We start from the raw sequence: 24,329 nt of genomic DNA, 5'->3' as shown, positions 1-24,329 counted from the left end.
AATTGCGGGTTACGAGTGGTATAATGCCAAAACTCGTAACCCGCAATTATTTAATACATAACCTGAAATGGCTTCTATCTTCTCAAAAATTATAGCTGGAGAAATTCCCGCCTTTAAAGTGGCAGAAAACGATGAGTTTCTGGCGTTTTTGGATATTGAACCTTTAGCAGAGGGTCATACCCTGGTTGTTCCTAAAAAAGAGGTTGATTATCTTTTCGATGTAGATGATGAATTATTAGGCCGCATGATGATTTTTTCGAAGCAGGTTGCGAAGAAAATTGAAAAAGCGATTCCGTGCTTAAGAATTGGGGTCACAGTTATAGGTTTAGAGGTTCCGCATGCGCACATTCATCTTATCCCTATTAATCACATTGGAGATATGAACTTCAGTAAAAAGCCTTCTCCGCCATCAATGGATAAATTAAAAGCTACCTTGGATAAAATTTTAGCCCAATAGCAAGGCTAAGTTTATTTAAGCCGCTTTTGATTATCCTTAACAAAAGACTCCCAGCCCGAATATGTTTTCTTTGCATTGCCATCTAATCCAATTTTTTGGAATGAGTGGCAAACGGCTACAGCTAAACCGTCGGTGGCATCTAAAAACTCGGGCGTTTCGCTAAAGTTGAGTAACTGTTTGAGCATACCAGCAACCTGTTCTTTGGTTGCATTTCCGTTTCCGGTAATAGATTGCTTGATTTTTTTTGGAGAATATTCGAAAATGGGAAGATCACGGCTTAGGGCTGCGGCCATGGCTACTCCCTGTGCTCTGCCTAGCTTAAGCATTACCTGTACGTTTTTGCCGTAAAACGGATCTTCCAGAGCCATACAATCTGGCTTGTATTCTTCAATTAGCATGGAGGTGCGTTCAAAAATACGACGCAACTTTAAGGCATGATTTTCATACTTCTTAAGATGAATGACACCCAGGGTAAGTAATTGAAGTTTATTGCGGGTTTCTAAAACTAATCCATAACCTAATACCGCCGTACCCGGGTCAATTCCTAAAATAATACGCTCTTTTTTGTCTGACACCTATTGCTGATTTTAAAAACACGAAGTACTAGAAATTTTTGTTACACTCAAAGCCAATGCGTATTTAATTAAAAATTATAAAGATATTCGCCATTTTAAATGATACTATTAAAGATTAAGGCTATTTAATCAAAGCTTTTAACCTGATACATATGCCTATTTCCAAAAAGATCCTGGTGATCTTCATTAAAATATTGATTTTGGTACTTACTTGTTGGTTTGTTTATAGCAAACTAACTCAACCTGATTCGATTCATAAGATTGAAGCCTTTACTAAAACACGATTTACTCCCCGTGTAATCTCATATTTTATTATTGTAATTTATTTGGCTTATTTAAATCTTCTGCTCGAAACACTTAAATGGCGATACCTGGTGCAGAAAGTAGAAGTGATGCCGTGGAAACGAACCATTGAATCAATACTGGCCGGTTTAACCCTGGCGGTATTCACTCCCAGCCGTATTGGAGAGTTTGGAGGTCGCGTGTTGTACCTCAATCCAGAGAACAGGGTTCAAGGAGTTTTATCCATGGGAGTTGGATCATTGAGTCAAATGATGGTAACAAACGTTGCCGGAGTAATTGGGTTGGTGTTTTTTATTAAGATTTTTGTTCCGGTAAATACAGTGGTAATGATTGCCATTGCTTTTGCCGCAGTTTTGATCTCTGCCGGGTTTATATTATTGATGTTAAATATCCGGTGGTTTTATATCATTCTCGACTCCTTCTCGTTTTTACATAAATTCAAAAAAAACTTCAGGGTATTGCTAAGATATAATAAAGCAGAGCTTTTGAATGTTTTTGGAATTAGTCTCTTACGATACCTCGTGTTTTCAATGCAGTATTACCTGCTGATTAACCTATTTATTCCGCAGGTTACCTATCCGATGAGCATGATGTTGATAAGTGTGATTTACATGGTTCAATCAATTTTGCCTACCTTCGCATTCTTTGATATAGGGGTGAGAGGAGCAGCAGCAACGTATTTCTTCGGTTTTTTAGTAGGAGATGCAGAAGCTGTGAATGTATTGGCAGCAGCTTTCGGCGTTTGGTTACTTAATCTCATCATTCCTTCTTTATTGGGTGTTTATTTTGTTTTAAAAGCGAATTTTTTTAGTGCAACTACTGATTGATATTTTAACCGTTTTATTAGCGCTCGCTTACTTTCTTATAGCAGGAAGTTTTATTATCGGATGGAGAAAAATAAGAAAACCGCTCCTTGATAAAACTCCACATACTACAAAAGTTACGGTAATTATTCCTGCACGAAACGAGGAGAAAATGATCGGTAAATGTGTGGGGGATATTGCCGCACAAAATTATCCAGTTGAACTGTTGGAAATCATTGTTATTGATGATCACTCAACCGACAGTACTGCAGAGGTGGTTCAGTCAATCAATTTTCCAAATCTAAAACTGATAAAATTACAGGCCGACCCGGCTTTAAACTCTTACAAAAAGAAAGCAATAGCCGATGCCATAACCATTGCATCCGGCGATTTAATTGTTACTACTGACGGTGATTGTCGGATGGGTCCAAATTGGATTCGTAGCATTGTTAATGAATACGAGGCCACCGGTAATAAAATGCTTTCGGCTCCGGTAGCTTATTTTGAAGAACAAACAGCCTTTGAAGAGCTGCAAGGACTTGAGTTTATGAGTTTGATCAGTTTGGGAGCGGCGTCTATTGCTAATAAAATTGCAGGAAGCTGTAATGGGGCTAACCTTGCTTATGAGAAAAAAGCGTTTTTTGAAGTAGGTGGGTTCACCGGTATTGATCATATCGCTTCAGGAGATGATGAGTTGTTATTGCACAAAATGCTTTCAAGCTTTGAAGGTAAGGTGAGTTTCTTGAAGGCCAGAGAGGCTATAGTTTATACTCACGCAAAGCCCACTCTAAAAGAATTTATCGCTCAGCGTAAACGTTGGGCATCAAAAAGTACCAAATACCAAAACAAGAATATGGTGTGGATGGGAATCACCGTCTTTTCTTTTTATGCAGTTATGCTGCTTAATTTATTCATAGCTGTTTTCAATGTTCATTTTGCGTGGGTATTTATTGTTGTGTATTTGTGTAAATGTCTTATTGATTTCCTTTGGGTAATACCGGTTGCCCGGTTTTTAAATAAAACAAATTTGATGAAATGGTTGCCGGTTTTGGTGTTCATTCATTTGTTTTATATAGTTTATATTGGTTTAGCTGGACAGTCGAAGCAATATGAATGGAAGGGAAGAATGGTACAGTAATTTGGTGAATTTATTCATGCATCTGCCAAAATATCTTACTTATACTGTTTTATATAATTCTAAATTAAGTTAATGAGATTCTATATTTGAGCCTATGTCTTCGGCTAATTCTCCTGAAACTCCATGGCAGCGCACTAAAAAGCGCTTTCTTCGTAATAAATTATCGGTATTTGGACTGGCAATAATCCTGGTGTTTATCTTCATTTCAATGTTGGGATACCTGATTATGCCCGACCATGCGCCTATGGCTAATCGTATGGCTATTCAATTAAGCACTAAACATCCCGGTTCTTCAGTGCAATTTTTAGCGATCAGGAAAAATCAACAAGTTGATACTGTTAATTTCTTCACTAAGATTTTGTATGGTCAGCCTGATTTTTTTGATTTCGTTCCAATCAATTCTTATCAATTTAAAGGCGATAGTATTGTTGTAAACGAGTACACAGGAGTAAATAATGATGACAAACTCGAGCGATCATTTTCATTGGCTGATGTGGCTTATCCATTAGCTGAAAATGAAAAGGTGATATTTTCCAATGAAAAGTTTGATTTCAAAACTATTTATGGTCAACAGGAAGCGATTTCGCTAGCGGATTTACAGAAAAAAGTGGCCGAAGAACACATTATTAAACGTAAGTATTGGTTAGGAACAGATCTGTATGGTCGTGATATGTTAAGCCGGTTAATTTTGGGGTCCAGAGTTTCCTTGTCGGTTGGTTTCATGTCGGTGTTAATCTCCTTGATCATTGGTATAGCGTTGGGCGCCTTAGCTGGTTATTATGGAGGCTGGATCGATCAGTTTATTTCATGGTTGATAAATGTTGTTTGGTCTTTACCGTCATTACTTATTGTTATTGCCATTTCATTTGCTCTGGGCAAAGGTTTTTTTCAGGTTTTTGTGGCCATAGGTTTAACAACCTGGGTTGATGTTGCCCGTATGGTTCGAGGACAAATTATGGGGATCAGAGAAGTTGAATATGTTGAAGCCGGAAGAGCAATGGGATTTAGTAATGCCCGAATTATTGTTCGCCATATTCTGCCTAATATATCAGGGCCTATTTTAGTGGTAGCGTCAGCAAACTTTGCTTCAGCTATTTTGCTCGAAGCTGGCTTGAGCTTTTTGGGGTTTGGGGTGCAACCTCCATTTCCTTCATGGGGTGGAATGATCAAAGAGCATTATGGGTATATAATTATTGATGCTGCTTATTTGGCAGTTTTACCTGGTTTGGCAATTATGCTTATGGTATATGCATTTAATCTTGTTTCGGTAGGATTAACGGATGCATTTAATGTAAAAGGGCAAACTTCTTCTTAATAATGTTCTTTACAATTTAATTTTATTATTTTAGGTTTTGGCTAAACCGAAATTTCCGTTATAACTAAGTAAGTGAACCACGAAGCAAACCAAGAGATTTTAGAACTGCTAATTCGTCGCCAGGTAGAGTTGAACTCTTTACTTGAGATCACAAGAGCCATTAATAACAATTATTCAATTGAAGCGCTCTTCCAAATGACGGAGTTGATCCTTAAAAATCAGCTTAGGGTCGGTAAATTACGTGTCTTTTCTCGTGGTACTGCTGGTCAGTGGGATCAACCTACATCTTTCGGTGTTCATCCTGTCGGTGCCGAACAAGAAACAGAATTTGTAAACATCCTTTCAGAATATCAGCAGGTAACTTTTTTAAATAGTATTGATTCAAAAATACTTGAAGAGTTTAAGCTATTGATCCCTGTGGAATATAACTCACAGATCTTTGGTTATGTTTTAATCGGAGATTATGATGCCTCCAATGTGGAGCAGGTTAACATTGATGTTAAGCTCATCCAAACAATTATTAACATAATTATTGTTGCTACTGAAAACAGGCGTTTGCTTGAAGAGCGCATTCAAAATGAACGTTTCCAGCGCGATATGGCGCTTGCCGTTGAGGTGCAAAGCATGCTTTTTCCTAAAAGACTGCCCGATAATGACTTGATAAGTATGTCGGCCCGGTATATACCTCAACAAAATATTGGCGGCGATTATTATGATTTTCTCGAGCTAAATGATGAAGAATTTATATTCTGCATTGCTGATGTATCGGGGAAAGGAATGAGTGCCGCACTGTTGATGGCTAATTTTCAGGCCAGCTTAAGAGCCCTGGCTTTTCAGAAAATGCCCTTAGATAGTCTGCTGTCTACTGCAAACAAGGCCATTTATAACTTAACCAGTGGCGATAGGCATATTACGTTGTTCTTAGGTTTGTACAATTTTAAAACCCGTAAACTAACCTATGTAAATGCCGGCCATAATCCTACACTGTTAATTTCTTCTAAAGAAGTTAAAGAGCTAAAAGCCGGCACCACCATGATCGGCGTTTTTGATGAGCTTCCATTTATTAATGTTGGCACCGAAGTATTAGATAATGATTCATTTTTGTTTAACTATACCGATGGTTTGGTTGAGCTCGATCACGACCATGCCGACTTATTTAGTGAAAAGGATTTGGTCAGCTTTTTATTTGAACATCAGCATTTAAAGCCAGAACTCATTAATAAGGCCTTAATGGAAAAAATAAATAATTTAATGGGAGTGGAAAGTCAGGATGACGATATCACGTTGCTGAGTTTTAAAATTTATTAAGCAGATGTTAAAAGCATTTTATCAGGAGGAGTTTGTAGAGGCCGGTTGTGACGAGGCGGGCAGAGGTTGTTTGGCAGGGCCGGTTTTCGCTGCAGCAGTTATTTTACCAAACGATTTTGAACATCCTGAACTTAATGACTCCAAACAGCTTACCGAAGCAAAACGTTATGATTTGCGAAGCTTTATTGAACAGCACGCTTTGGCCTGGGCAGTTGGCGTGGTTGATAATGTAGAAATTGATGCGATCAATATTTTAAACGCATCGTTTTTAGCAATGCATCGGGCGGTTGAACAGTTAAGCAAGCAACCCGGTTTTTTGATCATTGACGGAAATCGATTTAAAAAATATAAAGACTTGTCACATGCCTGTGTAGTAAAAGGCGACGCCAAATTCTATTCAATAGCTGCTGCATCAATATTGGCCAAAACCTATCGTGACGATTTTATGAGCCAAATTCATGAGGAATTTCCACATTATGATTGGTCAAGCAATAAAGGCTACCCTACCACAAAACATCGTAACGGAATTAAAAAATTTGGTCCCACCAAATATCACCGGATGTCGTTTACTTTATTACCATCTCAACTAGAGTTAAACTTCTAATTAAATATTAATTGATTCTATAGCTGATCCCTAATCAAAGAAATCCTGAGTAGTTTTCATGGTTATCCTCTGCATTTCCATCGTAAAGAGAAACAGGTGAAATTGAATCTTTGCAAACTGTTATCTTTGAGAAAAATATATAGCTATGCAAAGTTTTTCCTATATAACAAATACCAAAGGCGAGCAAGAAGGAATACTCATCAACTTTAAAGATTTGAAACGCCTGAATTTAAAGATTGATGATGTGATTAAACTGCTCAAAGAAAATGAGAAGGATATCAATCAACTTATTGAAAGCAGCTCACCAACTACAACTTTAGCTGATGCTTTAGGCAAGTTAAAAGGAAAGTTAGAAGGTTAGGTGTTTTATTATTGAATAGTGGCCTGAAAATCAAAAAATGACATTCAAATTTCTCATTGAATGTTACCTTTGCAGACAATCAATAATCTTCATGAAATCTACAGCTTTAACAAATGTACATATTGCGTTAGGGGCCAAGATGGTGCCTTTTGCAGGTTATAATATGCCCGTACAGTACACGGGAATTAATGATGAACACGCGACGGTTCGTAACAGTGTAGGCGTTTTTGACGTATCGCACATGGGTGAGTTTATTCTGAAGGGTGAAAATGCCTTGGAATTGATTCAACGTGTTACATCAAACGATGCATCTAAATTGGTTGATGGTAAAGTTCAATACTCTTGTTTACCAAATGAAAACGGTGGTATTGTCGATGATTTACTGGTTTATCGTATTGATGAAAAGACATACATGTTGGTGGTAAATGCTTCTAACATTGAAAAAGATTGGAATTGGATCTCCGACCGTAATACAAACGGTGTTGAAATGCACAATATTTCTGATAAAACCAGTTTATTGGCGGTGCAGGGCCCTAAAGCCACAGCGGCTCTTCAAAAATTAACGGAGTTTGATCTGGCTGGAATGGAATATTACAGTTTCAAGAAAGGCAAGTTTGCGGGAGTAGATAATGTAGTGGTTTCGGCTACAGGATATACCGGTGCAGGAGGCTTTGAGATCTATTTCGATAACGAGCATGCCGACCAAATTTGGAAAGCGATTTTTGAAGCAGGTGCAGAATTTGGAATTAAACCAATAGGCTTAGGAGCTCGTGATACATTACGTTTAGAAAAAGGTTTTGCTTTATACGGTAATGATATCGATGATAACACTTCTCCTTTAGAAGCCGGTTTAGGATGGATCACTAAGTTTACCAAAGAATTTACCAACTCGGCCGCTTTAAAAGCTGAAAAAGAAGCTGGATTGAAGAATAAATTGGTGGGCTTTGAAATGATTGAACGCGGTATTCCTCGTCATGATTATGAAATTTTTGATGCAGAAGGAAACAAGATTGGCCGTGTAACCTCGGGAACACAATCTCCGAGCTTGCAGAAAGCAATTGGCTTGGGTTATGTTACCTTGGAAAATGCGGCAATTGATACGGATATCTTTATCGGTATCCGGGATAATAAAGTGAAAGCAAAAGTGGTTAAATACCCTTTTTTATAATAGATCACTGATTACACTGATTTTTAAAATGATTGCACCGATTTATTCTTAAGTAGATCGGTGCAGTTTTTATCGGTGTAATTATAAATAATCAATACAATCACATATTTATGAAACACATCGAAGTTTGTTTAACACCTGCGTTATTACCATTGTACGATTTAAAAGGTAGTGTTGTGGTGGTGATCGATATTTTTAGAGCCACTTCATCTATCTCATATGGAATTGATAATGGAGCCGACGCAATCATTCCAGTGGCCAGCGTTGAAGAATGCTTGTCGTATCAGGGTAATGGTTACTTGTTAGGTGCTGAACGTAACGGAGAAGTGGTTAATGGTTTCGATTTCGGGAATTCTCCTTTCAGCTACACCAGGGAACTGGTAGAAGGTAAAACCTTGGTGCTTACCACTACTAATGGTACCCATGCCATTAATGTGTCAAAAAATGCTGATGAGATCGTTATAGGATCATTCCTTAATCTTTCGGCAGTTTGTGAATATCTTGTTAAACAAAATAAAAATATATTTCTGCTTTGCTCGGGTTGGAAAAACAAGGTTAATTTAGAAGACACGCTTTTTGCAGGTGCAGTTGTAAATAAGCTTAAAGATAAATTTGATGCATTGTGCGATTCTTCGGTTTTAGCTGAGGACTTGTATTTAGCTGCTCAATCAGATTTGCATGAGTACATGAAAAAAACATCGCACAGCGAACGTCTTAAAAAATTAGGAATTGAAAAGGATATAGCGTTTTGTTTAAATGTTGATCTGATCCATTCAGTTCCGGTTATCAAAGAGGGAAAGATTGTAAAGAGCGAATAGCCCACGGTCAATGGCCCAGGGTTCGTGCCTGCAGTACTATTGACTATGGCCTATGGACTATCTACTATTTCAACTTCTCATTATTCTTATGGCGCTCCGCGTCGCGAATATTTTTTTTCTCCAAATTCTTTTCAAGTGCAGCGGTCAGGTCAACATTAGTTTGGTTGGCTATGCAAATTAAAACCCATAGAACGTCTGCCAGTTCATCGGCTAACTCTTTGTGTTTGTCACTTTCTTTAAAGGACTGATCGCCATACAAACGGCTCATTAAACGGGCCACTTCACCAACCTCCTCTGTTAAAATGGCCATATTGGTCAACTCACTAAAATAACGTACACCTGTAGTCTTTATCCATTGGTCAACTACATTTTGGGCTTCTTTAATTGTCATATCACGAATAAAATCAAATTGTTTTAAGAACACGAATTTATTGTGAATTGAACGAATTACACTAATTTTTTAAATTCATTTGAAAGCTGTAGTTGTAAGTTTGAATCATATTTTTAAATGGCTATATTAAATCTACATCTATCAAGTTTATTTATGCCAGAACTATTGTTTAAGCAGGAGTCTTACATACTTGTTGGTATCTGTATGGATATACACCGTACGCTAGGTCATGGATTTAAAGAGATTGTTTATAAAGATGCCCTTGAATACGAGCTCCAGAAGAAGGGATTGCTTTTTGAAAGAGAGAAAGAATTTTCAATTAGTTATAAAGAGATTATCCTTAAACATCGTTATTATGCCGATTTTGTTGTTAACGAAAGGATAATTTTAGAAATTAAAACAGCTTCGGCTATAATCGATTCATTCGTCCTACAAACTGTAAATTATTTAAAAGCCTCAAATTTGAAATTGGGACTGGTAGTTAACTTTGACACTTCTTCTTTGGAATTTCAACGAGTTGTTTTTTAGTTAATGCAAGTATCCTTGGAAGAACTTTAATACCTCAATTCGTGTAATTCGATTAATTTGAAATAATTCGTGCCCTATTCCTTATCCTTCGTATCCATCATAATCGTAACAGGGCCGTCGTTGACTAAACTGACTTTCATATCGGCGCCGAACTCTCCGGTTTCAATCCTCTTATTTAACAATGTTTCTAATGCCTTAATAAAGGCTTCATACAATGGAATGGCTTTTTCGGGCTTGGCTGATCGGGTAAATCCTGGGCGATTCCCTTTTTTTGTTGAGGCAAACAAAGTAAACTGACTTATCAGCAATATATTTCCATCTACATCAGCTAATGATTTGTTCATCAAACCGTTTTCATCGCTGAAAACACGCATATTGGCAATTTTCTGTGATAGCCAATCAACATCTTCCTTTGTGTCGGCATCTTCAATTCCCAATAAAACCATAAAACCAATTCCAATAGAACCATTTTTATGGCCGTTGATTTTTACCGAAGCTTCTGAAACGCGTTGAATTATTGCTCTCATAATGCCTGCGAAGATAAAAAATAAGAATTATTGATTTTACCTGGATACTATTTGTTCAGCGGAGTTAACAGCCGCTAAAATTTGTTGTAAAAACTGCTGGGGTGCACTTAGGCCGGCCGCATTATTATTTATAATTAAACCTTGTTTGTTAATGATCAAATAACGAGGAACAGCAACAGAGTTTAAAGTAGATGAATTGATGTCTGTCCAGATCTTATCATAAAGTTTGGATTCAACCTCCAAATGGTAGCCAAATAACTTGTTTTCGCCAATTAGTTGTTTCCATTTTAGATGGCGATCGAGCCTGAACCGGTTATTATAAGAGATATATAAAAATACCACGTCATTGCTTGCGATCTTTTTCTTGAAATCGTACGCGGTTTTCAGTTGCTTTAAACAGGGTGCACAGTTCACCGACCAGATATCAACTACTACCACCTTGTTTTTTAGTTGCGGTAAATTTTTAATGTCATTAAATGAAGTTAATTTTTGATTTGGTCGGATGAATTTTATATCGTTAGAATCCGTATATTTTAAAGAGATCGAAAGATAAACCGCAAAACCACAGGCAACAATGATAAATAGGGGGAAGGTAACTTTGAAAATTTTGGAGAGCAGTTTCATTTTTTGTGGTAAAAATTTTGCAATGATCAACAAATAGTTTGCCGTAATTATGCATAAACGCCTTTTAAGCATTTCATTAAGATCAGTAAGCATTTTTCGTATAGCAGGGCAGCTAAAAAAAGCCAGACTTGTCTTTTTTTCTTTACTTTTTCTGTATTCATTGTGTGGTTTTGCGCAAAATGTTAAAAAACAGAGAGATATAAGGTTCTATAAATTGGCTTTTGAAAACAGAACCGGTGACCTTGCCGATACGCTATTTTATAGTGCTAACCGGCCATTGGTTTGGACTGATTTTAAGGCCCAACCAAGAACAACAAGCTCTTATTCTGCTGCCGCATTTACTGGTTTCGGCTATACCGGTAAAATAAAGTACAGCAGCGATACAGCTGTTATTTTTGTCAGGCTGGAGGTTTATTTTGTTAAACCATTTTCATGGGTCCACAGTTACTCGCAAACTACTTACGCCCTGCAGCATGAACAACGTCATTTCGATATTACTTACCTGATTACCGAACGATTTAAACAGCGCTTACTTGAAACGGAACTCGATGCCGATTATGATAGCATTATTCAATATCAATACATTCAGGCTTATAGAGAGATGAACCGTTTACAGGAAAAGTATGATAATGAAACGAGGCATGGCTTGATTGAATCGGAACAGCAGCGATGGCAACAACAAGTGAGACAATGGCTCAATGAGGTGCAAAAAATAACAAAGGCTCCGTAGTGGAGCCTTTAATTATATTGTTTTATTGAATACCTAATTTGGTCATAATTTCAGTGCTCACTCCGGTTGAGGAGTAACCTCCATCATGAAACAGATTCTGCATGGTAACCATACGAGTTAAGTCAGAAAATAAGGTAATGCAATAATCTGCACATGATTCTGCATCAGCGTTACCTAAAGGAGCAATGGAATCGGCAAAATCATAGAAATCACCAAAACCTTTAATCCCGCTACCGGCAGTGGTTTTTGTTGGTGATTGAGAAACAGTATTGATCCGTACTTTCTTTTCCATTCCATAATGATAGCCGAAACTACGGGCAATGGATTCTAACATAGCTTTAATATCAGCCATGTCGGTATAAAAAGGATAGGTTCGCTGAGCGGCCATATATGTTAAGGCAACAACACTACCCCATTCATTGATGGCATCGAGTTTTTTAGCTACACTTAACATTTTATGTAATGACATGGCCGAAACATCTATTCCTTTCATAAAATAGTCATAGTTCGATTCGGTGTAGGGAATGTTTTTGCGAATGTTCACACTCATGCCAATAGAATGCAGGACAAAGTCAATCTTACCTCCCAGGATCTCTTGCGACTCTGTAAACAAAGTAGTCAATTCTTCAACATTGGTGGCATCAGCAGGAATTATTTTAGAACCTGTTTTTTCAGCTAAGGTGTTGATCTCGCCCATGCGCATTGCAATAGGGGCGTTAGTTAAAACAAAGGTAGCTCCCTCTTCATGTGCCTTTTCGGCCACCTTCCATGCAATAGAATTTTGATCTAATGCACCGGTAATAATACCGCGTTTACCTTTTAATAAATTGTAAGCCATGAGATAAATAGTTTTAATTTGAGGGCCAAAAATAGTTTTATTATTTGATTTATCTCCCCCTTACAAAAGACTTACATTCCATCTATGAGGATCAGGGGACAATGTTGCCGATTTATTTTCTTAGCCGATCGATTTGTTTTAAGTTTGCGCCAAGTTTTAACTCCTGTTAACTAACAGCTCAAAGTATTAATAGATCTTCTATGATTCATCACTTTCGTCGCAGCCTTCTTCTTGTTTCGGTTGCTCTTTTTTTTAATTCATGTGCTACAACTGCATTAAAACCAGTTAAGCCAGCCGCCGATTATTCTAAAACCAATGTAATTTATACCAAAGAGCTTTCAACTATTCAATTACCGGTTGAAATGTCACTTAAGGAAATTCAAACTCAAATTAATAAGCAATTAACCGGCTTATTGTATGAGGATAATTCACTTGAGAACAATAGCAAGGACAATGTTATGCTCAAAGTTTGGAAAGTGGGCGACATTCAGGTGGATGGTAACGGGAATGAGTTTACTATTGTTTTGCCCATTAAGGTTTGGGCCAATGTAGGCTGGGAGGTAGAGAAGTTCGGCGTTAAACTTTCTGATTTCAGGGAAGTTCAACTTACGGCAAAAATTAACCTGACTTCAAAACTAAATGTAAATAACTGGAAGATGTCGAGTGTAACTACTATTAACTCAATCGACTGGTTAGAGTCACCTACTGTTAAGGTGATGGGGAAAGACATTCCGGTTACTTATTTGGCAAATCCGGCTATCAGCATGTTTAAAACTCGAATAGCTAAAATGGTTGATGAGCAGGTAGAGAAAAACATCGATTTTAAACCACAAATTGTGGATGCGCTTAAAAAGCTGACCACCCCAATGGAAGTTTCAAAAGAATATAACACCTGGATCAATTTCGAACCACAGTCTTTTTATGCTACACCGCCGAGTGTTGTAAATAAACAACTGAAATTAGGGTTGGGTTTGAAAACATATATTGAAACAGCAATTGGACAAAAGCCGGTAACAAGCGCCACTAAGTTCGAGCCCCAAATGTATAATGTTCCAAAAATTACAGATGACTTCAATATTAATGTGGTTTCATTTGTAAGGTATGATAATGCCGCTAAACTGCTCCAGCAATCAATAGGAGGCAAGGTTTATGAGTTTCAGGATGGTAAAAAAAAGGTGAAAGTTGAGAAAATTGATCTTTGGGGAAATAATGGGAAGCTCATTACAGCTTTAACTTTATCCGGCTCTTTAAATGCGACTGTTTATTTAACAGGTGTGCCGGTTTACGATCCTAAAACGCAACAAATTAGTTTGCAGCAGGTCGACTTTGAATTGGATACGAAGAACAAATTGGCTAAAGCGGCAAATTGGCTTGCGCATGGCTCATTTGCTAAAATGATCGAAAGTCAGGCTAAATTCTCCATTGCCGATCAGATGAAAGAATCAATGGCTAAGGCCCAATCGTATTTAAATAATTATCAGATCTCTAAAGGTGTTTTTGTTAAAGGGAAAATTTCTGATTTAAGTCCTGATAAAACGTATTTAACTGAAAATGCTATAGTGGCTACAGTAGTGGCCAAAGGAAATATGGCCATTAAAATTGAAGGCATGTAATTTTACCAGATTGATAAAAGAAGAAGGGTTCGTATAATTATACGAACCCTTCTTCTTTTTAATATATTTTGATACTTATACCAAACCTGAAATTTCCACCATTTCGTTTACATCGGCCTGATAATTTACTTTATCAACATCAAAGCCAAATAAGTTAAGGAAATCGGTTTTGTATCCTGGTAAATCACCTAACTCCGAAAGGCTTTCAGTAGTGGCTTGTTTCCATAGATCTGAAACTTTCGCCTGAACGTCATCGCGCATTTCCCAGTCGTCAATACGAATGCGGCCCTTTTCATCTAAAGGAACGTTTGTTCCATTGTATAAGCGTTGTTGGAATAAACGCTGGATCTGCTCAATACAACCTTCATGAATATTCTCCTCTTTCATCACTTTGTAAAGTAATGAAATGTATAATGGAATAACAGGAATAGCCGAGCTCGCCTGAGTTACCAATGCTTTATTCACCGAAACGTACGCTTTTCCGTTTAAATCTTTCAATTTATCAGAAATAGCAAATGCTGTAGCCTCTAAATGATCTTTTGCACGGCCAATAGTACCTTTCCGGTAAACGGCTTCTGTTAGGCCTGGGCCAATGTATGAATAAGCAACAGTGGTGGCTCCAGGAGCAAGAACACCAGCAGCTTTCATGTCATCAATCCACATTCCCCAATCTTCACCACCCATTACAGCAACGGTGTTTTCAATATCATCTTCATTACATGGTTGAATGGTAATGTCAGAAACAACACCCGTATGGAAGTCAACGGTTTTATTGCTGAATGGCTGACCGATAGGTTTTAATACCGAACGGTGGGTAACTCCTGTTTTAGGATTCGTACGTACCGGCGATGCAAGACTGTAGATAATTAAATCAACTTGGCCTAGATCAGCTTTAATAAGATCAATAGTTTGCTGTTTTATTTCATTTGAAAAAGCGTCACCATTAATGCTTTTTGCATATAAACCGGCATTATGAGCCTGATCTTCAAATGCGGCAGTATTATACCAGCCCGGAGAAGCAGTTTTTCCTTCCTGAGGAGGTTTTTCGAAGTATACACCAATAGTGGCAGCGTTTGAGCCAAAAGCAGCTGTTATTCTAGATGCGAGTCCAAATCCTGTAGAAGCACCAATTACTAACACTTTCTTAGCGCCTTCAATTTGGCCTTTTGATTTTACATAGTTGATCTGATTTATTACGTTCTGCTCACAACCTTTAGGATGTGCAGTCAAACAAATAAATCCACGCATTTTAGGTTCAATTATCATGTTACTGTCTGTTTTGTTTTCAGTTGAAAAGAACGGGTCTTTTCAGCATTTTTGGTTTAATTGACTTGGGTTAATAATTCTTTAGCATTTAGTAATGCATTTTCACCCGGATTTTCTCCGCTAAGCATTACGGCAATTTCTTTTATGCGTTCATCATGGCTAAGTTTCCTTATACCTGTTGAAGTATGTCCGTTTTTATTTTCCTTATAAACAAAGAAATGGGTTTGGCCCTTACTGGCAATTTGTGGTAGGTGAGTAATAGTAATTACCTGCATGTTTTCGGCGTATTTATGCATTACGTTTCCAACCTTTCTGGCCACTTCACCAGAAACACCCGTGTCAATCTCATCAAAAACGATGGTTGGTAAGGCATTGTATTTAGCGGAAAGGCCTTTAATAGCCAGCATTAATCGCGAAAGCTCTCCCCCTGAGGCAACCTTGTTTAGCTCTTGAGGATTAAAACCCTGGTTAGCCGAAAATAAAAATTTGATCTGATCAAGACCATTAACGGTTACCTGATGATTTTCAAGCGGTGTATTTTCTATTTTGAAAACAGCATTTACAAGCCCTAATTCTTTTAATAGGGTAGTTACCTGTTGTTCTACATCTTTAAGGGCTTTGTTTCTCTGTAAAGAAATTTTCTCGGCCTTTACAATAATTTGCTTGAACTCTTGCTCCAGTTGTTTTTTCAGGCGCTCAATTTCTTCATCAGCATTATTAAAACTATTGATCTTGTCATTCAATGACTGCTGAAGTTCTAGTAACTCCTTTATGGAAGCTAAGCGATGTTTTTGTTGAAGGCGATAAATAAGATCCAGGCGTTCATTTACAAAATCGAGCCTCTCCGGATCAATTAGCGTGCGATCACTTAAAGCAGCGATTTCAGTGCTTACATCTTTCAGCTCAATCTGAACACTGCGTAAACGGTTCGCAATATTAACAATTGAAGGGTTATATTTTTCTAAGGTCGAAATATGATGAATAGCTTCTTTCAGTTGGCCTAATACAGGTGTTTCACTTTCGTCTAGTATATAAACGGTATTGCCCAAACTGCTTTTAATTTCAGAGGCATGGCTCAGCAATTGTTGCTCGTTTTCGAGTTCCAGCTGCTCGCCATCAATCAATTTCACAGCTTCTAATTCATTAAATTGAAACTGAAGATAATCGATCTCTGTTTTGCCTTCATTACTTTGGGTAATCAGTTTTTCTAATTTAAGCTGATTCTTCTTGTACGCTTTAAAATCGTTTCTAAAGATTTCAACCTCGTTTTTATGTTGGGCAAAGCCGTCAACAACTTGTAATTGAAATGCCGCGGAATTGATCTGTAGCGTTTGATGCTGTGAGTGAATATCAATTAATTGTTCCCCCAGTTCTTTAAGTAAAGTAAGGTTAACTGGTGAATCATTTACAAAAGCCCGCGAACGACCATCAACAGTTATCTCTCTACGGATAATGGTATTAACATCATAGTCAATGTCATTATCAGCAAAGAAGTCCTTCAGGCCGTATTTCTCAATTTCAAACGAACCTTCAATAACACATTTGCTATCGTCTTTAAATAATGATTTTGAATCGGCGCGTTCGCCCAATATTAAGCCTAAAGCACCAAGTATAATCGATTTTCCGGCACCGGTTTCTCCGGTAATAATGGAAAGATGATTGGAAAACTCAATGTCGAGTTGATCAATAATGGCGTAATTGCGTATGGAAATGCGGTTTATCACAATAAATACAGCACTAAAATTTGACCTGCTAAGGTATAAAAATAGATCGTTTAATTTTTAGACCCTTGCTCGTATTTACTATAATTCGATGGATCAACATTTTTGAGCAAAGCCAATATTTTAGTTTTCAGTGTTGGATCAGCTTTTTGCAAAATTTCAGCTATCTCTTCGTTCTTGGCTGTAAAAAATATCAGAAAGATAAAAGCAGTAGGCTTATCTCGATAAGGGCGTTCTAATAGTAAAAGTGCATTCAAAAGGTCCACTCGTGCCTTATCTACATTGCCATTGAAAGTATCCAGTCCTTTACGGTGGTAGATATAGCTAACATCTCTAACTGGTTTAAAAATGGTATTCGATAAATTTTCGGATAGCCAATAACGATTGGTATTGTTTTCAAAAGCTTTCCATCCGGGGAACGGAGAGTTTTGCGCCTGGTTAATTACATTTTGGGCCTTAGTGAAATAGGGAGTTCCTCCTTCTAACGAAAAGGTGTCGTAGTCCATTCCAACAATTATATTGGCATAAAACGCAAGCAGCATAGCCAGATTGCTGTTGTTAGGAGAGTTTTCGTTGTATTCAAGAGACTCCAGCTCAGAATAAGTGAACTTCCAATCCCTGTCCTGGATATTTAATACAGGTGTGTTGTATGAAGTTCCATAAACCGGCCGCGAGGATTGAATTTGGGCACTGGCATCAAACTGAGAGCTTCCATCCCAATTGTTGACGGTAATTATTATACTCGCTTCAATTTTTTCCTGAGGCTGAATATTATCATTTGCCCATTTCTTGCCGTTTATAAAATTGGTGATCTGGGTTTCGAGGGTTTGAAATATACGGGTGTCTTGAGTAGAAACTTTAGCAAAAACTACCGAAACTCTGCAGTTTAGATCTTGGGCAAAACAGCTAGCCGATAAGAGAATAGCTCCTAAAAATGGAATGATAATTCGTTTAAGCATGCAGAAGGGATACAATTTTATGAACAATATCTTTGGCTACTTCAGTTTTCGATTTTAAATCAAACTCTTCAATGCCGCCTTTTTTATCTAAGATAGTAATCTTATTGGTGTCGTTCTGAAAGCCGGCACCTTTATCATTCAAAGAGTTTAAAACAATAAAGTCGAGGTTTTTCTTATCCAGCTTCGCTTTGGCATTCTCCACTTCATTATTAGTTTCAAGAGCAAAGCCAACCAAAAGCTGGTTTTCTTTTTTCAGTTTGCCGAGTTCGGCTAAAACATCCTTTGTTTTTGTTAAAGCAATTGAAAACTCACTTTCAGTTTTTTTAATCTTCTTATCAGCAACTTCAACGGGGGTATAATCGGCAATGGCAGCGCTCATTATGGCTATATCAACAGCAGGAAATAGTTGAGTGCATTCATTCAGCATCTCTTTAGCTGAGGTAATCTTAATGGTTCTGATATTTTTATGCTGCGCCTGTAAATGAGTGGGGCCGCTAACCAAAGTAACATGTGCTCCCTGTAGAGCCAGTTCTTCTGCTAAAGCATAACCCATTTTTCCACTCGAATGATTGCCAATAAATCGAACCGGGTCTATTGCCTCAAAAGTAGGTCCTGCGCTAACAAGTACATTTTTCTGTTGTAGGCATTTGTTGACCATGAGCTCAGTTTCAATAAAACTGAAAATGTCTTCAGGTTCAGCCATTCGTCCTTCACCAATCAAGCCACTTGCAAGTTCTCCATGAGCCGGTTTAATTAAGGTATTACCGTAGGCATGAAGTTTACCAATGTTCTTTTGGGTTGAAGGATGTCTCCACATGTCCAAATCCATGGCAGGAGCAAAATATACAGGGCATTTGGCTGACAGATAAACTGCCGATAACAAATTGTCGCAAATACCATTAGCAAATTTTGCCATCGAATTGGCGCTGGCGGGAGCTATTATAAAAGCATCAGCCCACATACCTAGTTCTACATGGTTGGTCCATTCGCCGGAGCTGTTCTTTACAAAATCAATATTTACCGGATTTTTTGAAAGTGTTGATAATGTTAATGGAGTTATAAATTCAACAGCACCTGGGGTCATGATCACTTTTACCTCGGCCCCTGCTTTTATAAATAAACGCACAAGTTCAGCCGATTTATAAGCCGCAATACTTCCACAAATACCAATTAATATTTTTTTCGATGTTAGCATTTATCAAAAATGCGGGAAAATTGCATTAATACAAAGGAATAGAAATAAGATTATCGCAAGTAGATGGGAAAGGAGGAATAAAAAAGGGGCAATAGTTACTATTGCCCCTTTTTTTATTATTCTTTGGTAGGATTTCTAAAGTACACTCTGTCTTCCAGAAATTCCTGAGTTGCAATCAGGGTAGGTTTTGGAAGGCGTTCGTAGTATTTAGAGATCTCAATTTGCTCTCTGTTTTCAAATACTTCTTCCAAATTATCATTTGATGTTGCAAATTCCGAAAGCTTGTTACCAAGCTCTTCTTTCAATGACGAAGCGATCTGGTTTGCTCTCTTTGAAATCACAACAACACTTTCGTAAATGTTCTCAGTATCTTTATCAAGCATTCTCACGTCACGGGTAACGGTTGAATTAGGAACATTGCTTTTTAAATTAGACATATGCGTATATTCTAAGTTATTGATTATTTACTTGTTTGTTTTCTGATGCTTGCTGAGCTTTGGCAATAGATTCCAGCTCTTTTGATGCAGCAGTATAATATTGTTTTGCTTCTTTAAGGAATCGGCTTTCCGGAAAAGTTTCTATAAATGAATTGTACGAATCAACAGTAATATTATAACGTTCTTCCTGACGCATTTCAATACTGTTTTTAGCGTATAAATAGTTACTTTTTATAATTAGGTATTCGATCTCCTCGCGATAAGGCGTATCAGGGTAATCTCTTAATGAATTTCTGAAAGCAATCACTGCCGATTTATACTCACCAATTGTTAAATATAATTTAGCATTTTGAAAAGACTTGTTTTCTAACTTATTTCTCAATGCGTCAATCATCCGGTTACATTCCGAAAGCTTTTTGCTTTCCGGATACAACTCTACAAACAGCTGAATTGCTTCTAATGCTTTATAGGTATTTGCCTGGTCCAATGAGAATGCCGATGGAGACTCTTCATACAAACATTTAGCCGCCATAAAACGCGCCTCTTCTGCATACTTACCATTCGGATACTCATCAGCAAGTGTTTTAAACTGAAAACGGGCCTCCATTAAATCTGCACCTAAATAATAAGTACTATAGGCCATTCCGTAAGCTACATCTTCTGCTTTAGCCGTTCCTTTATAAGGGATCAACAATGACTCATATAGATCATGCGCTTTTTGGAAAGCAGCAAAACTTCCACCTTTTTTGTTTTTTATTGCGTCACGGCCTTTATTAAAGTATTCAACAGCTTTTTCGTACTTCTGTAAATTATCGCCGCTCTCTTTCAATTTCTCATAATTACTCTTGCAACTTGCCAGAGCAATCAAAGAAATAGCTCCAAATATGTATATGCGCTTTATTGACTCCATTTTGAACATCCTGCAAAGATAGATTTAATTTTATTTATATCAATTGGTTAAATAGTTTACTGTATCAGTTTAATTTATTTCTATACAGCATAACTTAAACGAAGCATGCGCTTCTTTCTTATTAATATAGCTGAATTTATTTATACGCAATATAATATATAGATGAGCAATAGATATAGATAAGTTTATACCTATTATTATATACATAGGGTGTATTATTATTCAAGCTCAAATTCATTAATAATAAGTAAACGCTCATTCCATTTCTGTTTACATCCTGTGGTCCTGCTTTTCGTAGCAAGCTTTTCTTTTAACCAGTGCACTTTATTTATATAATATAATATATAGANAAATATTCAGGTGCCTATATCGGCGGTGTCCACCTCTTCCCATTCCGAACAGAGAAGTTAAGCCCGCCAGAGCCGATGGTACTGCCGTAACAGGTGGGAGAGTAGGTCGGTGCCGATTTTTATAGGAACCCCGCAGCAATGCGGGGTTTTGTTGTTTATAGCCTTGGCTAAATGGTCAAAGTGCTAAATTGTTGTATGGTTATAAAAGGATAACCGCAGAGGTGCAGAGGCGTAAAGGCTTTCACAGGGTAAAGTACTTTGGGCAACGCTGTGGTTTAGTTTTTAACAATATGACAATAGAACAATTTAGCAATTTCCAACATCTAATAAATGGCATACTACCTGTCCACCCTAAACCCGATTGTAATGGAAAGCCCGGAACGAAGCCGTAGCTTGTGGCCCAGGGTGAGGACTTGAAATGGAAAGCGGGACGAAACTAATTAAATAGCGTCCTACCTTTGGTTTTCTTTTTAGTGAATTTACTCGGTTTTATTCTGAAATTTAACTGTATCTCTTTCTTATTGACTTTCAGTTAATTTCCTGTTTTGTTTCATTTTGGTGTTTCAAAAAAGGCAGCCGCTGTCTATCTTGTGGCCTTTGTCGTTATTGTTTATATGAAAGGAACAGCAGTTACATCTATCAATTTTAAAAAACAAACAATTAGAGCTATCTCAAGTATTTTCTTTTTTGGATTTACTTATATTTTGTTGATAATCTTAGCAATTGGCCTTACCATTTTATGTGGTTTTGCCGGTATAATGCTTATTAAATTCAAGCCTACCTTTTTTACTTTAATGATTGGTTTGGGTTTGGTTAGCATGGGTTTATTAACAATTATTTTCTTACTGAAATTTCTTGCTCAAAAACATACTGTTGATCGTTCGCATCTTATTGAAATTACGGCTTTACAAGAACCTGATTTATTTGAATTTATTCAGGAGATTGTTAAGGAAACGAATACATCGTTCCCTAAGAGAATTTATTTGTCTAACGATGTGAATGCTGCTGTGTTTTATGATTCCACTTTTTGGAGCATGTTTCTTCCAATTAAAAAGGATCTCCAAATTGGTTTAGGCTTAGTAAATTCTGTAAGCCAGGAGGAGTTTAAGGCAGTTTTAGCGCATGAATTTGGTCATTTTTCACAAAGAACTATGAAGATTGGTAGTTATGTGTACAATGTTAACAGAGTAATTTATAATATGCTCTATAATAATGATTCGTATATGGAACTTGCTCAAAAATGGGCAAATACGAGTAGTTATTTTTCCATCTTTGTAAATGGCGCAGTAAAAATTGTTGTCGGAATTCAATGGATACTTCAAAAGGTATATACTGTCGTTAATTTAAGCTATATGAGCTTGTCGAGGGAGATGGAATTTCATGCAGATGAGGTTGCAGCCCGCATTACTGGTTCTAGACCATTAATAACCTCTTTATTACGTCTGGATTTAGCCCACCATTCCTATCAAACAGTACTCGGTTATTACGATGCAAAAATTAACGAAGCGGTTCAAACAAAAAATTTATATGATCAGCAATTTGATGTAATGAATTTTTTGGCTGTTGCTAATAAACTTCCATTTAAACAAAATCTTCCTCAAGTAGACATTCAGCATTTAAGCAGGTATAATAAATCGAAATTGGTCATAAAAGACCAGTGGGCATCGCACCCCTCTACTATCGATAGGGTTGCTGCCCTGAAGAAACTCAAAATTGATACCAATAGGAATAATGATAATACTGCCTGGGTTTTATTTTCCGACCCTGACAATTTACAGCATCAATTGACGGAGCATGTGTTTTCTACGGTTGAATATTCAAAAGAGGGGACGTTTATAAACTCTAATGAGTTTATGGCTGAATTTTCCTCGCGATATAATGAAAGTTCATTTAATGATTTGTTTAATGGGTATTATGATAATAGAAATCCGTTGACTGGTAAAGCTTTAAATGATTTAAAAATAGAAGAAAAAGATCTTAAGTTTTATTTTGATCAGTTGTTCAACATTGAAGTAATTGACCTGATTTATACCTGCAGTTCCTTGGAAGCTGATATTGCTTTCATAAAGCAAATTTACGAGAGAACGGTTGAAGTTAAATCGTTCGATTATGACGGAAACCGTTATACTCCCGAAGAATGTTCTGAGCTTATTGCTAATCTAGAAAAGGAAGCACAGCGTTTGAAAGCTGAGATCACTAAAAATGATAAGTGCATCTATCTTTATTTTAAACAAAGGTCAGCGCAACTTGGTAGACTTGACGAATTTGAGAAACATGCACTTTTATATAATGAAACAGATTTAGAATACGGTATAAGAGAGAAGATGTATATAGACATGGTTAATGCCTCTCGTTTCATTTATGAAACAACTTCATTTGTTGAGATTGAACAAAAAATTCTGGATTTAAAGAAGCTAGAGACCATCTTTAAACTAGAACTAGAGAAAATGAGTAATTCAACTATTGTTCAATTAGAGTTGAATGGTACAATTGGCGAGGATATTCACAAATATCTGTCTAATGACTTAGTTTATTTTAAAAGGCCTAAATATGATGAAGAGGCGTTGGATATAATGATGAAGGGAATTAATTGCTATCAGATATTGTTATCAAAAACAATGTTAAAAGTAAAAAAGGATTATTTAAACTTTATGGCAGCGCTCGTAGTTCTTAAGGAAACGGAGTTGGAATCTGCTAACAGATAGCATAAAGCCGGAGTCTGCAAATTTTATACGAATCCTGCAGTAATGCGGGGTTTGTTGTTTATTGATCTGAAGGAAAGTGAAAGGCGCAATTTTAGATATCCCTCTCTTGTATTGGTTCACGCCAAGAAGTTCGTTTGTTTAGGACCTGGCTAGATTGCTAAATTGTTGTATAGATAAAGGTTTTGATAATCACAGGGGGCACCAAGTTGCACGGCATATTGTATTGTTAAATTGTTTCATTCTATAAATAGGTAAGTAAACGCCAGTTCTATTTCAGTCAACATTTTACGGTCCTGCTTTGCGTTGCAAGCCTTTTACCCTTGCAGGGGGCTTTCGCACAAGGGCTTTTCACTGCAATCAGGTTTAGTTTTGGGGCAAACGGAGCCATTTGGAGCCCTCACCAGGGGCGTACTATAACTTTTTCTCTCACACGATCAGCTCTTTAGGGAATGTATTGGCTAAAAAGGGAAAAAGAGTTTGGCCGGAGGGATAAAGTTTCTACATTTGCACTCCGCAATCGGAAGGAGGGCGGAAAGGATTGAAAGGGTGGTTGACCGGTAGAAGAGGGGAAAGCGATAAGGGAAGCAGGTCAGAAAAAAGGGTTCAAAATTATTTTAAAATAAATTTGGCAGAGACGATAAAAAGTTTCACCTTTGCACTCCCGAAACGGGGAAGAAACTTCGGT

Annotated in this window: 24 protein-coding genes and 1 rRNA gene; 14 read left to right on the top strand and 11 right to left on the bottom strand. The window is 37.2% G+C overall.

What is annotated here, in order from left to right; all coding sequences use genetic code 11:
- Positions 1–67 precede the first annotated feature (67 nt).
- Positions 68–457, top strand: a complete 390-nt coding sequence (locus C3K47_RS18625; RefSeq protein ID WP_103790676.1) for an HIT family protein — start codon at positions 68–70, stop codon at positions 455–457.
- 11 nt (positions 458–468) lie between these two features.
- On the opposite strand, the gene ruvC is transcribed toward C3K47_RS18625, so the two are convergent.
- Complete coding sequence (gene ruvC / locus C3K47_RS18620; protein ID WP_103790675.1) at positions 469–1,032, bottom strand: crossover junction endodeoxyribonuclease RuvC; 564 nt, start codon at positions 1,030–1,032, stop codon at positions 469–471.
- A gap of 152 nt (positions 1,033–1,184) precedes the next feature.
- On the opposite strand from ruvC, the gene C3K47_RS18615 reads away from it, so the two are divergent.
- From C3K47_RS18615 to C3K47_RS18580, 8 genes are all read left to right on the top strand, one after another.
- On the top strand, positions 1,185–2,162 hold the full coding sequence (locus C3K47_RS18615) for a lysylphosphatidylglycerol synthase domain-containing protein (RefSeq protein WP_103790674.1): 978 nt from the start codon (positions 1,185–1,187) through the stop codon (positions 2,160–2,162).
- The gene (locus tag C3K47_RS18610; RefSeq protein ID WP_103790673.1) at positions 2,146–3,276 is read left to right on the top strand and encodes a glycosyltransferase family 2 protein; all 1,131 of its coding nucleotides are present in this window, start codon (positions 2,146–2,148) and stop codon (positions 3,274–3,276) included. Before C3K47_RS18615 ends, C3K47_RS18610 begins: the two co-directional genes overlap by 17 nt.
- 94 nt (positions 3,277–3,370) lie before the next feature.
- A complete protein-coding gene (locus tag C3K47_RS18605) occupies positions 3,371–4,591 on the top strand; it encodes an ABC transporter permease (RefSeq protein ID WP_103790672.1) in 1,221 nt (406 codons plus the stop codon).
- Positions 4,592–4,663: 72 nt separating this feature from the next.
- Positions 4,664–5,899, top strand: a complete 1,236-nt coding sequence (locus tag C3K47_RS18600) for a PP2C family protein-serine/threonine phosphatase (protein WP_103790671.1) — start codon at positions 4,664–4,666, stop codon at positions 5,897–5,899.
- A 4-nt stretch (positions 5,900–5,903) separates the two neighbouring features.
- A complete protein-coding gene (locus C3K47_RS18595) occupies positions 5,904–6,503 on the top strand; it encodes a ribonuclease HII (RefSeq protein WP_103790670.1) in 600 nt (199 codons plus the stop codon).
- A 145-nt stretch (positions 6,504–6,648) separates the two neighbouring features.
- Complete coding sequence (locus C3K47_RS18590; RefSeq protein WP_103790669.1) at positions 6,649–6,864, top strand: hypothetical protein; 216 nt, start codon at positions 6,649–6,651, stop codon at positions 6,862–6,864.
- 91 nt (positions 6,865–6,955) lie between these two features.
- The gene (gene gcvT, locus C3K47_RS18585) at positions 6,956–8,032 is read left to right on the top strand and encodes a glycine cleavage system aminomethyltransferase GcvT (RefSeq protein WP_103790668.1); all 1,077 of its coding nucleotides are present in this window, start codon (positions 6,956–6,958) and stop codon (positions 8,030–8,032) included.
- Between the two features lie 110 nt (positions 8,033–8,142).
- Positions 8,143–8,850, top strand: coding sequence for a 2-phosphosulfolactate phosphatase (locus C3K47_RS18580; RefSeq protein ID WP_103790667.1), 708 nt, complete (start codon positions 8,143–8,145; stop codon positions 8,848–8,850).
- Positions 8,851–8,914: 64 nt separating this feature from the next.
- On the opposite strand, the gene C3K47_RS18575 is transcribed toward C3K47_RS18580, so the two are convergent.
- A complete protein-coding gene (locus C3K47_RS18575) occupies positions 8,915–9,241 on the bottom strand; it encodes a nucleotide pyrophosphohydrolase (protein WP_103790666.1) in 327 nt (108 codons plus the stop codon).
- A gap of 153 nt (positions 9,242–9,394) precedes the next feature.
- On the opposite strand from C3K47_RS18575, the gene C3K47_RS18570 reads away from it, so the two are divergent.
- Entirely contained in the window at positions 9,395–9,769 is a 375-nt protein-coding gene (locus C3K47_RS18570; protein WP_103790710.1) for a GxxExxY protein, read from the top strand.
- A gap of 74 nt (positions 9,770–9,843) precedes the next feature.
- Here the strand turns inward: C3K47_RS18570 and dtd are convergent, their stop codons facing one another.
- Both dtd and C3K47_RS18560 read right to left on the bottom strand, forming a co-directional pair.
- A complete protein-coding gene (dtd, locus tag C3K47_RS18565) occupies positions 9,844–10,296 on the bottom strand; it encodes a D-aminoacyl-tRNA deacylase (protein WP_103790665.1) in 453 nt (150 codons plus the stop codon).
- A gap of 36 nt (positions 10,297–10,332) precedes the next feature.
- Positions 10,333–10,920: a TlpA family protein disulfide reductase gene (locus C3K47_RS18560; RefSeq protein WP_165784740.1), complete on the bottom strand. Its 588-nt coding sequence runs from the start codon at positions 10,918–10,920 to the stop codon at positions 10,333–10,335.
- Between the two features lie 49 nt (positions 10,921–10,969).
- On the opposite strand from C3K47_RS18560, the gene C3K47_RS18555 reads away from it, so the two are divergent.
- Entirely contained in the window at positions 10,970–11,650 is a 681-nt protein-coding gene (locus C3K47_RS18555) for a hypothetical protein (RefSeq protein ID WP_165784739.1), read from the top strand.
- 22 nt (positions 11,651–11,672) lie between these two features.
- Here the strand turns inward: C3K47_RS18555 and C3K47_RS18550 are convergent, their stop codons facing one another.
- A complete protein-coding gene (locus C3K47_RS18550) occupies positions 11,673–12,488 on the bottom strand; it encodes an enoyl-ACP reductase FabI (RefSeq protein ID WP_103790662.1) in 816 nt (271 codons plus the stop codon).
- 200 nt (positions 12,489–12,688) lie between these two features.
- Here C3K47_RS18550 and C3K47_RS18545 point away from each other — a divergent pair, with 200 nt between their 5' ends.
- Positions 12,689–14,101, top strand: coding sequence for a DUF4403 family protein (locus tag C3K47_RS18545; protein ID WP_103790661.1), 1,413 nt, complete (start codon positions 12,689–12,691; stop codon positions 14,099–14,101).
- Positions 14,102–14,176: 75 nt separating this feature from the next.
- On the opposite strand, the gene fabV is transcribed toward C3K47_RS18545, so the two are convergent.
- The 6 genes from fabV to C3K47_RS18515 form a co-directional block, all read right to left on the bottom strand.
- Complete coding sequence (gene fabV / locus C3K47_RS18540; protein ID WP_103790660.1) at positions 14,177–15,367, bottom strand: enoyl-ACP reductase FabV; 1,191 nt, start codon at positions 15,365–15,367, stop codon at positions 14,177–14,179.
- Between the two features lie 56 nt (positions 15,368–15,423).
- A complete protein-coding gene (recN, locus tag C3K47_RS18535) occupies positions 15,424–17,091 on the bottom strand; it encodes a DNA repair protein RecN (protein ID WP_103790659.1) in 1,668 nt (555 codons plus the stop codon).
- Between the two features lie 50 nt (positions 17,092–17,141).
- Entirely contained in the window at positions 17,142–18,047 is a 906-nt protein-coding gene (gene porD, locus C3K47_RS18530) for a type IX secretion system protein PorD (protein WP_103790658.1), read from the bottom strand.
- The gene (coaBC, locus tag C3K47_RS18525) at positions 18,040–19,242 is read right to left on the bottom strand and encodes a bifunctional phosphopantothenoylcysteine decarboxylase/phosphopantothenate--cysteine ligase CoaBC (protein ID WP_103790657.1); all 1,203 of its coding nucleotides are present in this window, start codon (positions 19,240–19,242) and stop codon (positions 18,040–18,042) included. The genes porD and coaBC overlap by 8 nt, the downstream gene beginning before the upstream one ends.
- A 116-nt stretch (positions 19,243–19,358) precedes the next feature.
- Positions 19,359–19,679, bottom strand: a complete 321-nt coding sequence (locus tag C3K47_RS18520; RefSeq protein WP_103790656.1) for a DNA-directed RNA polymerase subunit omega — start codon at positions 19,677–19,679, stop codon at positions 19,359–19,361.
- Positions 19,680–19,695: 16 nt separating this feature from the next.
- Positions 19,696–20,589: an outer membrane protein assembly factor BamD gene (locus C3K47_RS18515; RefSeq protein ID WP_103790709.1), complete on the bottom strand. Its 894-nt coding sequence runs from the start codon at positions 20,587–20,589 to the stop codon at positions 19,696–19,698.
- Positions 20,590–20,945: 356 nt separating this feature from the next.
- Here C3K47_RS18515 and rrf point away from each other — a divergent pair.
- Together rrf and C3K47_RS18505 are read left to right on the top strand one after the other, a co-directional pair.
- Positions 20,946–21,057 (top strand): 5S ribosomal RNA (gene rrf, locus C3K47_RS18510).
- 496 nt (positions 21,058–21,553) lie between these two features.
- Positions 21,554–23,644: a M48 family metalloprotease gene (locus C3K47_RS18505; RefSeq protein ID WP_103790655.1), complete on the top strand. Its 2,091-nt coding sequence runs from the start codon at positions 21,554–21,556 to the stop codon at positions 23,642–23,644.
- The last annotated feature ends 685 nt before the right edge of the window (positions 23,645–24,329 follow it).

Origin of the sequence: Solitalea longa, assembly GCF_002920915.1 — a bacterium.
Classification (GTDB): Bacteria; Bacteroidota; Bacteroidia; order Sphingobacteriales; family Sphingobacteriaceae; genus Solitalea; species Solitalea longa.
This window is presented reverse-complemented; position numbering and strand designations above follow the sequence as displayed.

Excerpts from the sequence above, each read along its gene's own strand:
- C3K47_RS18625 (WP_103790676.1), top strand. The coding sequence starts at position 68 with ATGGCTTCTATCTTCTCAAAAATTATAGCTGGAGAAATTCCCGCCTTT.
- C3K47_RS18615 (WP_103790674.1), top strand. The coding sequence starts at position 1,185 with ATGCCTATTTCCAAAAAGATCCTGGTGATCTTCATTAAAATATTGATT.
- C3K47_RS18605 (WP_103790672.1), top strand. The coding sequence starts at position 3,371 with ATGTCTTCGGCTAATTCTCCTGAAACTCCATGGCAGCGCACTAAAAAG.
- C3K47_RS18595 (WP_103790670.1), top strand. The coding sequence starts at position 5,904 with ATGTTAAAAGCATTTTATCAGGAGGAGTTTGTAGAGGCCGGTTGTGAC.
- C3K47_RS18590 (WP_103790669.1), top strand. The coding sequence starts at position 6,649 with ATGCAAAGTTTTTCCTATATAACAAATACCAAAGGCGAGCAAGAAGGA.
- gcvT (WP_103790668.1), top strand. The coding sequence starts at position 6,956 with ATGAAATCTACAGCTTTAACAAATGTACATATTGCGTTAGGGGCCAAG.
- C3K47_RS18580 (WP_103790667.1), top strand. The coding sequence starts at position 8,143 with ATGAAACACATCGAAGTTTGTTTAACACCTGCGTTATTACCATTGTAC.
- C3K47_RS18575 (WP_103790666.1), bottom strand. The coding sequence starts at position 9,241 with ATGACAATTAAAGAAGCCCAAAATGTAGTTGACCAATGGATAAAGACT.
- C3K47_RS18570 (WP_103790710.1), top strand. The coding sequence starts at position 9,395 with ATGCCAGAACTATTGTTTAAGCAGGAGTCTTACATACTTGTTGGTATC.
- dtd (WP_103790665.1), bottom strand. The coding sequence starts at position 10,296 with ATGAGAGCAATAATTCAACGCGTTTCAGAAGCTTCGGTAAAAATCAAC.
- C3K47_RS18560 (WP_165784740.1), bottom strand. The coding sequence starts at position 10,920 with ATGAAACTGCTCTCCAAAATTTTCAAAGTTACCTTCCCCCTATTTATC.
- C3K47_RS18555 (WP_165784739.1), top strand. The coding sequence starts at position 10,970 with ATGCATAAACGCCTTTTAAGCATTTCATTAAGATCAGTAAGCATTTTT.
- C3K47_RS18550 (WP_103790662.1), bottom strand. The coding sequence starts at position 12,488 with ATGGCTTACAATTTATTAAAAGGTAAACGCGGTATTATTACCGGTGCA.
- C3K47_RS18545 (WP_103790661.1), top strand. The coding sequence starts at position 12,689 with ATGATTCATCACTTTCGTCGCAGCCTTCTTCTTGTTTCGGTTGCTCTT.
- fabV (WP_103790660.1), bottom strand. The coding sequence starts at position 15,367 with ATGATAATTGAACCTAAAATGCGTGGATTTATTTGTTTGACTGCACAT.
- porD (WP_103790658.1), bottom strand. The coding sequence starts at position 18,047 with ATGCTTAAACGAATTATCATTCCATTTTTAGGAGCTATTCTCTTATCG.
- coaBC (WP_103790657.1), bottom strand. The coding sequence starts at position 19,242 with ATGCTAACATCGAAAAAAATATTAATTGGTATTTGTGGAAGTATTGCG.
- C3K47_RS18520 (WP_103790656.1), bottom strand. The coding sequence starts at position 19,679 with ATGTCTAATTTAAAAAGCAATGTTCCTAATTCAACCGTTACCCGTGAC.
- C3K47_RS18515 (WP_103790709.1), bottom strand. The coding sequence starts at position 20,589 with ATGGAGTCAATAAAGCGCATATACATATTTGGAGCTATTTCTTTGATT.
- C3K47_RS18505 (WP_103790655.1), top strand. The coding sequence starts at position 21,554 with ATGAAAGGAACAGCAGTTACATCTATCAATTTTAAAAAACAAACAATT.